General features: G+C 74.0%; 15 protein-coding genes. 1 reads left to right on the forward strand and 14 read right to left on the reverse strand.

Going from position 1 to position 13,186, the window contains the following annotated elements:
- Positions 1–188 precede the first annotated feature (188 nt).
- The 7 genes from CFLA_RS12870 to CFLA_RS12900 all read right to left on the reverse strand — a co-directional run bounded on the left by CFLA_RS12870 (position 189) and on the right by CFLA_RS12900 (position 6,928).
- Positions 189–1,391 (reverse strand): glycosyltransferase family 4 protein, encoded by a 1,203-nt coding sequence (locus CFLA_RS12870; protein WP_245530247.1) that lies wholly within the window; start codon positions 1,389–1,391, stop codon positions 189–191.
- Entirely contained in the window at positions 1,348–1,821 is a 474-nt protein-coding gene (locus CFLA_RS12875) for a DUF3817 domain-containing protein (protein ID WP_013117770.1), read from the reverse strand. The genes CFLA_RS12870 and CFLA_RS12875 overlap by 44 nt, the downstream gene beginning before the upstream one ends.
- Before the next feature lie 68 nt (positions 1,822–1,889).
- Complete coding sequence (locus CFLA_RS12880) at positions 1,890–2,327, reverse strand: DUF3592 domain-containing protein (RefSeq protein ID WP_013117771.1); 438 nt, start codon at positions 2,325–2,327, stop codon at positions 1,890–1,892.
- A gap of 13 nt (positions 2,328–2,340) precedes the next feature.
- A complete protein-coding gene (gene guaA / locus CFLA_RS12885; RefSeq protein WP_013117772.1) occupies positions 2,341–3,942 on the reverse strand; it encodes a glutamine-hydrolyzing GMP synthase in 1,602 nt (533 codons plus the stop codon).
- Positions 3,943–4,006: 64 nt separating this feature from the next.
- On the reverse strand, positions 4,007–4,597 hold the full coding sequence (locus tag CFLA_RS12890) for a hypothetical protein (RefSeq protein ID WP_013117773.1): 591 nt from the start codon (positions 4,595–4,597) through the stop codon (positions 4,007–4,009).
- 62 nt (positions 4,598–4,659) lie between these two features.
- Positions 4,660–6,468, reverse strand: a complete 1,809-nt coding sequence (locus tag CFLA_RS12895) for a hypothetical protein (RefSeq protein ID WP_013117774.1) — start codon at positions 6,466–6,468, stop codon at positions 4,660–4,662.
- A gap of 55 nt (positions 6,469–6,523) precedes the next feature.
- Entirely contained in the window at positions 6,524–6,928 is a 405-nt protein-coding gene (locus tag CFLA_RS12900) for a DUF3592 domain-containing protein (protein WP_013117775.1), read from the reverse strand.
- A 348-nt stretch (positions 6,929–7,276) separates the two neighbouring features.
- Here CFLA_RS12900 and CFLA_RS12905 point away from each other — a divergent pair, with 348 nt between their 5' ends.
- Positions 7,277–7,696 carry a hypothetical protein gene (locus CFLA_RS12905; RefSeq protein WP_013117776.1) on the forward strand — a complete coding sequence of 140 codons (420 nt, stop codon included), beginning with the start codon at positions 7,277–7,279 and terminating at the stop codon, positions 7,694–7,696.
- Between the two features lie 38 nt (positions 7,697–7,734).
- Here the strand turns inward: CFLA_RS12905 and CFLA_RS12910 are convergent, their stop codons facing one another.
- From CFLA_RS12910 to CFLA_RS12940, 7 genes are all read right to left on the reverse strand, one after another.
- Positions 7,735–8,283 carry a hypothetical protein gene (locus CFLA_RS12910; RefSeq protein WP_013117777.1) on the reverse strand — a complete coding sequence of 183 codons (549 nt, stop codon included), beginning with the start codon at positions 8,281–8,283 and terminating at the stop codon, positions 7,735–7,737.
- Positions 8,284–8,309: 26 nt separating this feature from the next.
- Positions 8,310–8,777: a hypothetical protein gene (locus CFLA_RS12915; RefSeq protein WP_013117778.1), complete on the reverse strand. Its 468-nt coding sequence runs from the start codon at positions 8,775–8,777 to the stop codon at positions 8,310–8,312.
- A complete protein-coding gene (locus tag CFLA_RS12920) occupies positions 8,774–10,207 on the reverse strand; it encodes a hypothetical protein (RefSeq protein WP_013117779.1) in 1,434 nt (477 codons plus the stop codon). The genes CFLA_RS12915 and CFLA_RS12920 overlap by 4 nt, the downstream gene beginning before the upstream one ends.
- 151 nt (positions 10,208–10,358) lie before the next feature.
- A complete protein-coding gene (locus tag CFLA_RS12925) occupies positions 10,359–10,991 on the reverse strand; it encodes a hypothetical protein (protein WP_013117780.1) in 633 nt (210 codons plus the stop codon).
- Complete coding sequence (locus tag CFLA_RS19105; protein ID WP_013117781.1) at positions 10,988–12,055, reverse strand: OmpA family protein; 1,068 nt, start codon at positions 12,053–12,055, stop codon at positions 10,988–10,990. Before CFLA_RS19105 ends, CFLA_RS12925 begins: the two co-directional genes overlap by 4 nt.
- A gap of 26 nt (positions 12,056–12,081) precedes the next feature.
- The gene (locus tag CFLA_RS12935; RefSeq protein ID WP_013117782.1) at positions 12,082–12,849 is read right to left on the reverse strand and encodes a pilus assembly protein TadG-related protein; all 768 of its coding nucleotides are present in this window, start codon (positions 12,847–12,849) and stop codon (positions 12,082–12,084) included.
- Positions 12,850–12,949: 100 nt separating this feature from the next.
- Positions 12,950–13,174, reverse strand: a complete 225-nt coding sequence (locus CFLA_RS12940) for a hypothetical protein (protein ID WP_013117783.1) — start codon at positions 13,172–13,174, stop codon at positions 12,950–12,952.
- Between the last annotated feature and the right edge of the window lie 12 nt (positions 13,175–13,186).

A 13,186-nucleotide genomic window follows, 5' to 3' on the forward strand; every position in this document is an offset into this window, starting at 1 on the left:
CCTCCACTAGACCGGAGGACCGGCCCGGTGAGCTGTCGTGCTCACGTGAACAGCGTCGTCGCAGGTCGGGCCGATCCGGTGGGACCCAGGTCCCGTGGGCGTGTCGCCTCGCTCACCCGCAGGGGTGAACCACCGAGGATACCGGGGACCTTGGGCCCGGCCCAGCAGCCTGTCCTGCGCGAGCCCGGTCAGGCGGGCGTGGCGGAGGTCACCAGCTGCGCGGCACGCGCGTACTGCGCGTCCGCGGCTGCCATCACGTGCGCCCAGTCGAACGGCGGCGGCACGGACACGGCGCGGCGGCGCATCGTGGCCAGGAGCCCGCGGTCCTGCGCGAGGCGCACCACGGCGTCGCTCATGCCCGCGTCGTCCGCGACGAGGTAGCCGTCGACGCCGTCGGTGACGAACTCCCCCACACCCGTGCCGGCGTGCGCGAGCACCACGAGCCCGGCGGTGCGCGCCTCGAGCGCCGCGATGCCGAACGACTCCAGCCGGGCGGGGGCGAGGAACACGTCCGCGTGGGCGTACAGCGCGCGCACCTCCTCGCGCGGCAGCCGTCCGCGCAGGTCGACGACGTCCTGCAGCCCGGCGGCGGCGACGCGTGACCGCACCGGCTCCCGGGCCGGCCCGTCCCCCACGAGCGTGAGCCGCAGAGCACCCGGCGGCAGGCGACGCACGGCGTCCGCGACGAGGTCGACGAGCGGGACCGCGCGCTTGCGCGGGGCCAGGCGCATCGTGGCGACGAGGTGCAGCGGCGCCGACGGGTCGGGCGCGGGCGCGACCCTCGGGGCCCACACCCCGACGTCGATGCCGTTGGGCACCACGTCGACGCGGCGGTCGAACACCTCGCGCACGCGTTGCGCGGCAGCGCCGCTCACCGCGCTGAGCGCCGCCGGCACGCGCCGCCACCGGGTGCGCCGCACGACCGGGCCGGCGACCCCCACGGTGCCGTCGAGCATGCAGTGCCACGTGATCGCGGTCGGCAGCCGTTCCGCGGTCGCGACGCGCACGCCGTCGAACGCGAACGGCGAGAGGACGCCGGCGTGCACGTGCACCACGTCGGGGCCGACCTCGCGCAGCGCGTGCCGGACCAGGCGCGGCCCGGCGAGCGGGTTCACCGGCAGGTCGAACGGCAGCCGCGTGCCGAGCCGGTGCACGTGCACGCCGTCCTCGAGGTCGACCACACCCCCGCGCTCCCCGCCCTCGCCGAGGGTCGCCGTGAGGACGTGCACCTCATGACCGGCACGCACCTGGTGCCGCGCGAGGTCCCCCACCTGCGTCTCGATGCCGCCCGTACGGGGCGCGAAGCAGTCGGAGACGTGGACGATCCGCACAGGCAGGCCGCCCGTCTCAGGCCTGCGGCGCGGCTGCGTCGATGCGCGCCTGCGCGTCACGGTGCACACGCCGCTCGAGGATGAACGACATCACCGGAACGACGCCCGCGGCCGCCATCGAGGCCAGCCGCCCCAGCCGCCAGCGCAGCGTCGCCCACAGGTCGAAGACGGCGACGAGGTAGAGCACGTAGATCCAGCCGTGCGCGAACGCGACCCACGAGCCGAGCAGGCCGATCGGCTCACCCTCGGCGTCGTAACCGCCGGTGTGCAGCACGTACTTGGCGACCATCTCGACGCACAGCAGGAGCAGCATCGTGCCCGTGATCCACGCCATGACGCGGTAGCGGGTCAGCGCACCCCGGGCCTTGCGGGCCCACGCGGCCGGGTCGGGTGGGCCGGCCGCCGGGCCGCCCGTCGGGTCGGCGCCGACCGGTTCCGTGCTCGGCACCCCGGCGCTCGTCGGCCCGGTGCTCGTCGGATCGCTGCTCACGTCCGTCCTCTCGTCGACACCGTCGATTGTCCCCCACGGGCACCGGCACCCCGGCGCAGCACGCACGGTCAGCGCAGCATCATGACCGTCATCGTCACGAACCACAGCGCGAGCCCGGTCGCGCCCACGCCCATGAGCACGAGCATCACCCCGAACGGCCCCGCGGGTGTGGACCCGGCCCCCAGACGCACGTCGGCCGGGTTCTGCGGGTGCGCCCACACCGTGATGTGGTCGCCCGGCTGCGCGACCCGACCCCCCGGGACGGTCACGGGCAGCCCTTCGACGCGTGTGGTCCGCATCCAACCGCCGGGCACCGCGTGGTCGAACGTCACGCTCGCCGGCCGCCGGTGCGACGTGCGGTGCACCACGACGGCCTCGACGGGCACCCGCGTCCGCGGCGTCCGGGCCGCGCGGCGCAGCAGCTGCACGCCGCCGACCAGCAGCCCGACGGCCACGAGCAGGACGAACGCCGCGAACACGAGCGGCACGACGAGCGACGGTGTCACGGCGCCGCCCCGCTCACTCCCACTCGATCGTGCCCGGCGGCTTGCTCGTCACGTCGAGCACGACGCGGTTGACCTCGGGGACCTCGTTGGTGATGCGCGTGGAGATGGTCGCGAGCACGTCGTACGGCAGACGCGTCCAGTCGGCCGTCATGGCGTCCTCGGACGACACGGGGCGCAGCACGATCGGGTGCCCGTACGTGCGCCCGTCACCCTGCACGCCGACCGACCGCACGTCGCCGAGCAGCACCACGGGGCACTGCCAGATCTCCCGGTCGAGCCCGGCGCGCGTCAGCTCCTCGCGCGCGATCGCGTCGGCCGCGCGCAGCGTGTCCAGCCGCTCGGCGGTCACCTCGCCGACGATGCGGATGCCCAGGCCGGGCCCCGGGAACGGCTGGCGCCAGACGATGACCTCGGGCACGCCGAGCTCGAGACCGACCGCCCGGACCTCGTCCTTGAAGAGCGTGCGCAGCGGCTCGACCAGCTCGAACTGCAGGTCGTCCGGCAGGCCGCCCACGTTGTGGTGCGACTTGATGTTCGCCGCGCCCTCACCGCCGCCGGACTCGACGACGTCGGGGTACAGCGTGCCCTGGACGAGGAACTCCACGGCCTCGCCGTGCGCACCGGCGTCCTCGACGACCTGGCGCGCCGCGTCCTCGAAGACGCGGATGAACTCGCGGCCGATGATCTTGCGCTTGGTCTCCGGGTCCGTGACGCCCGCGAGCGCGGTGAGGAAGCGCTCGCGCGCGTCGACGACCTTGAGCTGCACGCCCGTCGCGGCGACGAAGTCCTGCTCGACCTGCTCGGCCTCGCCCGCGCGCAGCAGGCCGTGGTCGACGAACACGCACGTGAGCTGGTCCCCCACGGCGCGTTGCACGAGCGCGGCCGCGACGGACGAGTCGACGCCGCCGGACAGGCCGCAGATGACGCGCGCGTCGCCCACCTGGGCGCGGATCCGCTCGACCTGCTCGGCGATGACGTTGCCCGGGTTCCAGTCGGGCGCCAGGCCCGCGCCGCGGTAGAGGAAGTTCTCGATCGCGGCCTGGCCGAGCGGCGAGTGCTTGACCTCGGGGTGCCACTGCACGCCGTACAGGCGACGCTCACGGTCCTCGAAGGCCGCGACGGGGCTGCCGGCGCTCGTCGCGAGCACCTCGAAACCCTCGGGCGCGGCGTGCACGGCATCGCCGTGGCTCATCCACACGGTCTGCGCGTCGGGGCTGCCCTCGAGCACGGTGCCGGTCGTGGTGATCTCGACGGCCGTGCCCCCGTACTCGCGCTGACCGGTCTGCGCGACCGTCCCGCCGAGCGCCTGCGCCATGGCCTGGAAGCCGTAGCAGATGCCGAGCACCGGCACGCCGGCCTCGAACAGCTCGGGGCCCACGAACGGTGCGCCGTCGGCGTACACCGACGACGGCCCGCCGGACAGGATGATCGCCGCCGGGTCCTTCGCGAGCATGTCCTGCACGGATGCCGTGTGGGGCACGATCTCGGAGTACACGTTCGCCTCGCGCACGCGCCGAGCGATGAGCTGCGCGTACTGCGCACCGAAGTCGACGACGAGGACCGGCCGGTGCTGGGTGGGCTGGGTGGGCGCGGCAGGGTCGGAAGTCTGCGTCACGCGCACAGCCTAGTCGGCGCGGAGGACCCCTCCGGGCGGGTGCGCCGCCCACCCCGGTACCTGGTCAGCCGAGCTGGAGACTCAGCACGACCGACTCGGCGTCCGACCCGGCGAGCGTGGGGGCGAACCCGACGAGGGCGACGCTCCTGTCCTGCTCGTCCTTCACCGCCAGGCGGATCCCCTCGACCTGCGCGCCGGTGTCCCCGGGCATCTCCTCGGTCCACGTGGCCAGCACCGACACCGGCGAGCCCGGCCACGTGACGCGCGTCCGCTCGTAGTCCGAGATCGCAGGGTTCACGCGGGCCGCCTGCTCCATCGCCCACGATGCCTCGTCGACGTCGGCCGGGTCCTCCGTCGCCCACGTGATCTCGACCGCGGACCGTGCGGGGTCGTCGAAGACGACGACGAGCTGCTCCGCAGGCGTCCCGGTCTGCCGCTGCTCGACCGTCGCCGTGGCGGGCACCACCACGCTGCCGACGTCACCGAGCTCGACACGACGACCTTCGGGTGTGATCGGTGCGACGTCGGAGGCCTCCGTCGGGGCGTGGGCCCCGCCGGACGCCGTGGGCTGGGCAGGCTCCTCGGACGACGCGCCGCACGCGGCGAGCAGAGCCATCACCCCGCAGGTGAGCGGGACGAGCGACCGACGCCTCACGGCGGGCACCTCCTCGTTGAGCCGACCACCACCGGGCCGGCGTGACCCGGAAACCCTACCCGTCACGCCGCACAGCCCGTCCACGGTGCCCACGAGCGTCCGTTCCAGTACTCCGGGTCACTGGTGGAGATGGTCGTGGTGCTGTTCTCGAACGCACCGCCCAGCCCGATCCCGGCCACCTGCAGCCCGATCTGGCCGGCCGAGGACGTGCTCCCGTCCAGCTGCGCCCGCTGCCGCGTGAACTCGCCGCGTTGCCGGGCGGCGTCCATGAACGTCCGCGCTGCGAGCTCGGCGCCGTGCCACTGCACCCGTGGGTCCTTCGACACCACGCCGGAGGCCACGAGGAAGCCGGTGGCGATGCGCGCGGACTCGGCGTCGGTGATGGACAGCCTCGCCTCGTACAGGACCCCGTCGGAGTCCCCGTCGACGCGCGGTGGTGTGCCCGGCTCAGCGAACAACGACGTCACCTTGGTGCCGTTCTGCCACGTCGAGACCCCCTGCGCGTGGATGTCGAGCATGTTCCCCTCGCTGTCGTAGCTGACGCCGATGATCAGCTCGCCCTTGCTCGAGGCCGACGCCTCGTTCGTCGGGGCCACGACCTGCCCGCCGAGCGACCCGTCGACGCTCGCCGTGTAGTACAGCGTCGTCCGTCCGGTCGCGACGTCCTCCCGCACCCCGACGAAGTTCGTCCGGTCGACCTTCCCGGACGCCGACGCCGCGACGGCCGCCGCCGAGGCCGACCCGCTCGCGTGGACACCGACGTGCGTGAAGGTCTCGTCCGGCGGGGGCGGCTGGTACGCGTCGGTCGCCCAGTTGTAGAGCGCGTGACCCGCCTCGACCAGCGGGCGCAGCGAGACACCTCGCGATGCGCCGACCGACTCCAGCGAGCTCGCGAGCGTGTTCCAGTCCCGCTCGGACTTCAGGTGGTCGACGAGGGCGTCCTTCTCCGCACCGTCGACGACCCAGGTGGCACCGAACCCTGCCCCCGCCGTCCCGGCGCCCGCCGCCTGCGCCTCGAGCCCGTAGGTCTTCCCGTCGACGGTCCAGGACACGCCCCCGCCGAACCCGTCCTGCAGCCCGTACATCGCGGTCCCCTGGCGGGACACCCGGTACTGGTCCCCCGGGAGCCGCTCGATGCGGATGAGGTCGCCGGTCTCGCTCTGGGCGTACGTCACGCTGACCGCGGTCGTGCGGTTGTCCCGCAGGTCCTCGAGGGTGCAGGCGCGCGTGGGCTCCGACTTCTCGGCGGTCGGCCCGGACGTCGAGCCGCAGGCGCCCTGCCCGAGCGTGACGAGCCGGCACAGGTGGACGCGCAGCTCGTCGCCGAGCAGGCGCCCGCCGGGGCCGAGGGCGACCACGAGCGCCAGGACGAGGATCCCGGCGACCGCGGTGACACCCAGCGCCTCCAGGCTGCCCTGACCGGCGTCACCCCGCGAGCGGTTCCGCACCGCCAGGACGTGCGCGTCCCCGCGGTGCGGGACGAGCAGCGCACCCAGGGCGGCGGCGGTGCACGACACGAGGAGCGTGACGACGACGGGCACGAGCGCGGGTGCACGCCCCGTGGCCGCGCTCGCGGCGGCACCCAGCATCGAGACGACGACGGCGGCAGCCACGCCGCCCGCGAGGGCCGTCACCAGGGCGTCCGACCGCCCGGACGTCGCGCGGCGGCGGCGGAGGGTGGCCGCCGAGACGGCGCCACCGAGAAGCAGTGGTGCGCACGTCGCGACGAGCACGGCGATCTCGGCCACCACGATCGGCACCTGCAGCAGCCCCGACGCCACTGCCGGCAGCGCCACCGCGGTCACCAGGAGGTAGCCGACGGCGGCGACCCCGGCCCCGGCCACCGCCGGGACGAACGCGACCCTCGACATCACCCGTCTCCTCTCCGTGGGCACCCGCCGCGCCCGCGTGCTGCACCGACCCCGGTCACGCGACCACCATCACGAGGCCGAACAGCCCCGCCATGACACCGATGGCGACCAGCCAGATCCCGAGCAGGCTGCCCGAGTCGTACGCCGGCGAGAGCCGCACGTCCTGCGGTCGTCGCGGGTCGACCCACACGACGACCCGGTCGCCCGGCTGAGCGACCCGGCCGGTCGCACTCATCGTCGGGAGCCCTTCGACGAGCGTCGCGCGACGCCACCCGCCGGGTACCGGGTGGTCGACGGTGATCCGCGAGGGCTCCACCATGAACGTGCGCCCCACGACCACCGCCTCGACCGCGATCCGCTCGTGCGGAGTCCGCGAGGCACGTCGCACCAGGGCGACACCACTGACGACGAGCACGAGCCCCAGCACCAGCGACGGCACCGCCAGCACCAGCAGAGCCACCCGTCCGTCCTCCCGTTCCTGCCGGCGTACCGCCGACCTCGACACCCGGGGCCCGGGATCGACCTGCGCGGCGGCACCCCGCAGGCATGCCCTCGTGCGTCGACGGTCACACTAGGGACCCGCACGCACGCTGCCCAGGGCCCACAGGCTCATGCCCGGGCCCAGTCCGGCCCGGGCGCGGCCGCCGCCACCGCGTCACCACCAGGGCGGTGGGCTCCTGGGCCCCCGTGGGCACCCGTCATGGGCTCGCGGACCCATCGGGCGAGCCCGTCCGCCGCCTAGCGTGCCTGGGGTCCCGCGGGGCGCCAGGACAGGCCCCGTCGCACCCGACACGAGAGACGCCGTCCCATGCGCCCTGCACTCCTCGCCCAGGTGGCCGTACTGACCGCGGTCACCGCCCAGCTCGGCGCGTTCCTCGCGACCCTGGCGGCGCAGCAGACCACGGACCTGGGAGCAGCGCCGGCGCTGCGCACCCTCCTCGTGACCGCCGTGCTCGTCGTCGTCCCCTGGTGGACGGTCCGGCCGTGGCTGCTGCGCGCCACGCGCGGCCAGATCCGGCTGGGCTGCGGCCTCGGCCTCGCCCTCGGGTACGCGTTGTACCCCGCCGCGTGGGCGGGACGTGGGTACGCCGCGGAGCTCGTCACCGCGCCGGGCACGACGACGCGCCTGCTCGACCTCGTGCTGTGGCTCGTGGTCGGTGGCGCCGCGCTGCTCGTGGTGAGCGCACCCGCGGGGACCCGCGAGAGCGCGACCTACGACGTGCGGTGACGCGGGCGCTCGTGGGCGCCGTCGCTCGTGGGTGAGGCTCAGCCCTGGTCGTCGGTGGCGACGACCTCGAGGCTCTCCTGCAGGTGCGCGACGACGTCGGGATCGAGCTCGGCACCGGTGACCTGGAGTGCGACCGCGGGGTGCTGGCGGTCGAGCGACGCCGTCCACAGCACGCCCTCGTACTGCACGCCGTCCTCGGGCTCGTACGTGAAGTCGAGGCGCGTGAGCTCGCGCCAGCTGCGCCCGAGCTCCTCCTCGTCGTGGTTCTTCACGACCGAGTACCCGGGCAGCCCGCCGATCTGCGCGGACGACATCAGGACACCCTGCGCGGCGAGCGCGTCGTAGAAGCCCACGTCGGGGGCGGCAGCGAGCTGCACCTGCGCCGCATCGCCCTCGACGTCCTGCCAGGCCCGCGTCCAGCGCTCGTTGAGCTCGCCGGTCTCGACCCAGTCCTGCGGCACGTCGAACCGCATCCCCTGGTCCGCGACCTCGACCCAGCCCTCCGGCGTGGAGCCGCCCGAGCACCCGGCGGCGAGGGCGAGCGCGACGAGAGCGGGCAGGGCACGGTGCGAACGACGGGACGACATGGCGGACCTCGCGATCGGGTGGACGGTCAGGACGAGTACGACGCGGGCGGGGCGGGCCTCGGCGCGGGCGCACGGCGGCCGACGACGCGGGCGACCGCCCCGACCGCCGCGGCCGCGACGCACGCCACGAGCACCTGCACGGCGACGGCGAGCGCCAGGTCGCCGAGGTCCACGGCGCCCGCCGTGACGAGGCCGGTGACGGGGGAGGCCGCGAGCGGCACGAAGCCGCCCGCGAGCAACCAGGTCCACCAAGGGGTGCGCACGCGCAGCAGCGCCAGCACGGACCCGGCCAGCAGACCGCACAGCACGGGCCCGGCGAGCCACGGCAGCCAGGTCCACGAGGGGACGGCCGCGACACCGCCGTCCCCGATCGTGGCGGCGAGCACCGCGCCCGCGCCGTACTCCCCCACGAGGTAACCGACGAGACCGCCGGTCCAGCACAGCAGCAGGTCGAGCACGCGGACCGCCGGCGACGCCGGGCGGGCGCCGGTCACGAGACGCACTCCGTGTCAGGGATCATCGGGCGCACACCGTCGCGACCGGGGGCGCCCAGGAAGTCGGAGGTCACGGCGTCCGCCGTCGCCTCCTCGCCGCTGATGCTGAAGCCGAACTCCCAGCCCTTCTTCACGGCTGCCTCGAACTCCCACTTGTCGCGGATGTTGTGGTACTGGATGACGCTCGTGGTGGCGTTCTCGTACAGGTGCTGCAGGAAGGGGTCGTCGGACGGACGGTCGGGGACCATCGCCGAGAACGGCAGCGCCAACGCCACACCGTAGTCGTTCCGCTCGGAGAGCCACTGGTCGACCTGGGCCCGGTTCGACGCGTCGACGGTCAGCCGCGTGGTCGTGACCGTCGAGGTCGAGTCCTCCCTGCCCGCGCCGCCACCGACGTCGAACGAGTCGTTGCCGAGGCTGCCCGAGACACCGCCCTCGCGGACCGAGTTGAACACCAGCTCGGTCACCTTGCCGTCCTTGTCCCGCGTCACCGTGAAGGCTCCCTGCGTCATCCCCTGCGCCTCGACCGACCCCACGACGACGTTGCCCTCGACGGATCCCTGACCCGTGAGCTCGTAGGTGTAGCTGCGCTCACCCGTCTCGTAGTCGGTCTCGATGACGACGGCGGTACCCGCCGACGCGGACAGGCCGATGCCGACGTTCGGGTCGAAGAACTCGGGGTCGCCGTTCTCGTCGAGGGTGCCGGTGGGGTCCCTCAGGCCGAGACCCGCCTCGAGGCCGACCTCGAGCTCGACGCGCGAGAAGCCGACCTTCGGGTCCTTCGGCGGGTCCTTCCAGCCCATCGCCTTCGCGGCGAACACCCCGCCCTCCGGGTTGTTGCGGATGATCGCCTCCTGGACGAGGTAGTCGTCCAGGGCTCCCTTCATCTCCTGCCACTGCTCCTGGGAGTCGAACTCCCAGGTGTCGCCGTAGGAGAACTTCACGCCGCCGCCGAGGTCGACCTCCACGCCCGCGTTGTCGCCGTCGCCGAGCTTGCCGGCGTCGAAGGTGTTGGACGTGATGGCACCCGACGCACCGATCCCGGCGCCGTCGGTCACGGTGACGCGCACCGAACCGTCGGCGAACTCCTGCACGACGAACCCGGACTCCTGACCGAAGGTGAAGAACCAGACCTTCACCTCGCTGGAGTACTTCTCGCTCTCCTCGTGGAGCATGCACACGGGCGGGCGGAAGTCGTCGTCCGTCGGCTCCTCGGCGGTCGGCGGCGCCTGCGTGCCGCACCCGGCGTCCGAGCCGCCCTCGACCACGGCCGTGAGCCGGCAGAACGCCTCCTGGAGCTCGGGCCCGTACGCCCGCACGCCGACGACCACGCCGGCCACGAGCAGCACCGCCACGCCCACGATCCCCAGCAGCTCCGCCGACCCGATCCCGCGGTCCCGGTGCGCAGGGGTGCGCCAGATCCACCTCATGTGCACTCTCCTCGTCGTCACCGGGACGCTAACCGGGCCGACGGACGAAGCGATGGGTCCGCTGGCTCGGTCACGGGCCCGTCCGCGACCCCGGCATGGGCCCGCGGGCCCGTCCCCTGAGCGTCGGCCCCCGGGCGCACCGCGCCTGCGGTCACCGGCGCTCGACCGGGACGTCCTCGATGAGCGGCAGCCAGGGGACCTCGAAGGTGACGGTCTGCGTCGACGGGTCGAGCGGCGGGAACGTGGCCGTGAGGTACGCCCCTGCCGACGAGAACGTCCGCGGCTGGCCCGAGCACACGCAGAACGAGGACTTCTCGTCCGTGACACGGACCCCGATGTACGGCAGGTACCGCTGCTCCGACGTGGGGTCGATGAGCGCGACGTCGCGCATCTCCCGGGACAGCACGGAGGTGGTGCTGAAGACGGGGCCCAGCCGCGAGGGCTCGTCGCCGAGATGCGCGAGCGTGAAGCGCACGAGCGTGCTGCTCTCGTCGGCCAGGACCTGCGTCACGTCCACCCGGACCGGGATGACGTCCGGCGGGTCGCTGAGCTCACCCTCCACGGACGCCAGGACCTCCGACGTGCCGACGTCCCCCTCGAGCACGGCGGCCTCGAACCCCTCGGTCGTCCAGCCCTCGCCGGCGCCGTCGTCGTCCGGACCGGCGGAGCTGCTCGACGTCGGCGCGGGGCCGGGCTCGTCGGGACCCTGGCACGCGACGAACGCGATGCCACCGCCCAGGAGGAGGACGACTGCGGCGGCGACGGCCACCAGGGGACGCTTCACCGGTCACCCTCCACCGAGTAGACGATCGTGACGCGACGGTTGGCCTGCTTGCCCTCGTCGGTGTCGTTGGACGCCACGGGGTCGCTCTCGCCCTCGCCGACCGCCGAGAACGTGACGGCCCCGCCCGCTGCCGGCTGCAGCGCGGCGACGACCGACTGCGCGCGCTGCTCCGACAGGGTCTGGTTGTACGACCGGTCGCCGTCGCTGTCGGTGTACCCGGTGACGACGACCTCGCCGGTCCCGCGGGCCGCGATGTCCGCCGCGACCTCCGCGAGCCTGCTCTGGGCCTCGGGCGCGAGCTCGGCGGAGTCGAACGCGAACAGGACGCTCGCGTCGAGCACGATCCCGACCTGCTCGGGGCTCTCCTCGACCTGCACGTCCCCGGCGAGGTCGCTCGATCGACGGGTCAGCACGAAGGTGCGCTCCTCCGGGTCGGCCGTGGCGAGCAGCTCGGGGTCGGGCAGTGCGGGCCAGCCCTGGCCCGGCCGTGGTGCGGGTTCGTCCGCGACGGGCTCGAGCGCGCCGTCCTCGACCGGCACCGCACCGGCGCTGGTGCCGTTCGCCAGGACGACCTGCACCTCGGTCACGTCGTCGGGCAGCTCGGGGAACACGGCGAAGGCGACGTGGAGGTCACCCTCGGACGTCAGGTCCGAGCTCACCGACGTGGCGAGGCCCTCGGACGTGCGCAGCGGCCGGTAGGCCCGCAGGTTCGTGGCGTCCACGAGCTTGACGTCCCACGCGTAGGGGATGTCGTCGTGGTCCTTCGCCTGGAGGAACATCCCGGCCCCCCGCACGGAGTCCGGTCCCGGCGAGCCGATGGAGTAGTACAGCGCGGTCCCGCCCTCGACGCGCCGCACCCCGTGCACGACACCGCGCACCTCGGCCTTGGTGTCGTCCTGGCGCGCGTTGTAGGCGAAGAACGCGTGCACCGGGACCTCCTGCGCCTCGACGGTCGCCACGCCGAGCTCGACGTCGTCACCCGTCGTCCCCGCCGCCGCGCTGCCCGCGCCGAGCCCCAGGAGAGTCAGCGCCGCCAGCGCCGCTCCAGATCGTCGCAGCCGCACGCTGCCTCCTCGTGTCGTGGGGACGCTCATGAAACCAGACGCGGTCGCAGAGCGTCGAACTCGTCACCGGCCCGCGCGACCAGCAGCGCGACGTTCGACGCGGTCACGCTGAAACCGTCGGCACCCGTGCAGCGGAAGCGGAACTCCCAGGGCCCGTAGATCGGCTGCGGCACGAACGTCGGTGTCGGTGTCGGCGTCGGGGTGGGGGTCGGCGTCGGCGTGGGCCCGGGCGGCGGCGGCGGGGGCGTCGTGGGCGGGGGCGGCGTCGTCCACCCGACGACCTCGCGGCCGGCGGACGCCTCGCACGAGCTCAGCTCGACGCCGGTGCGCGCCTCCGCGGCCGCCCGCATCACCACGCCCTCCGGGCCGGGGGCCTCGGTGAGCCGCACGGTCGTACGCACCCGGTCCCGAGTCGCCGAGTGCAGGTACTCCTCGACCGCGGCACCGTTGCGGTCCGCGTACTGGGAGGCGGACGTGACGCCTGCGCCGCCGGCGGTCGCCGCCGACAGCCGCCACGTCACCGACGTGCCGGTCAGGGCGGCGGGCCGGAACGCCCACGTCAGGCCGGCCAGCTCCGCGACCGCGGCGTCACGCGCGCCCACGGCGCCCGCCAGCGCGGCGGCGTCTGCTGCGGTCTGCGCCCGCCCCTTCTCCTCGGTCGCCCGCAGCAACGGCTCGACGCCGACGAGCAGCAGCGCGGCCATCGCGATCACGACGGCGGCGAGCAGGAACGCCGCGGCTCCGCCGCGGTCGTCCCCGCGGCGAGGAACTCGACGTCGGACGTGGTCGCTCACGCGCACTCCTCTGCTCGGTGGACAGGACGGCAAGGGTCGGGACGCACGGGCGCGCGCCCCGGGGTCACCCCGGGGCGCGCGCCCTGCGCCACGACGTCGATCAGCCGGCGTTCGGCTCGCCGATGCTCTCGAACTCCTTGGCGATCTTGCCGTCGAGGTCGAACTCGCCGACGGCGTAGACGATGGCGCCGACGAGGATGACGGCGATGATGACGATGCCGAGGTACTCCAGGGTGCCCTGACCGGCGTCACCGGCGGCACGGGCCTGCAGGGCCTCACGCGCCTTGATGGCGCGGACCTTGGCGTTGACGAGCATGCGGGTCATGGTGAACTCCTT

The sequence above is a fragment of the Cellulomonas flavigena DSM 20109 genome (assembly GCF_000092865.1).
Taxonomy (GTDB): domain Bacteria; phylum Actinomycetota; class Actinomycetes; order Actinomycetales; family Cellulomonadaceae; genus Cellulomonas; species Cellulomonas flavigena.

Excerpts from the sequence above, each read along its gene's own strand:
- CFLA_RS12895 (WP_013117774.1), bottom strand. The coding sequence starts at position 6,468 with ATGTCGAGGGTCGCGTTCGTCCCGGCGGTGGCCGGGGCCGGGGTCGCC.
- CFLA_RS12940 (WP_013117783.1), bottom strand. The coding sequence starts at position 13,174 with ATGACCCGCATGCTCGTCAACGCCAAGGTCCGCGCCATCAAGGCGCGT.
- CFLA_RS12920 (WP_013117779.1), bottom strand. The coding sequence starts at position 10,207 with ATGAGGTGGATCTGGCGCACCCCTGCGCACCGGGACCGCGGGATCGGG.
- CFLA_RS12905 (WP_013117776.1), top strand. The coding sequence starts at position 7,277 with ATGCGCCCTGCACTCCTCGCCCAGGTGGCCGTACTGACCGCGGTCACC.
- CFLA_RS12910 (WP_013117777.1), bottom strand. The coding sequence starts at position 8,283 with ATGTCGTCCCGTCGTTCGCACCGTGCCCTGCCCGCTCTCGTCGCGCTC.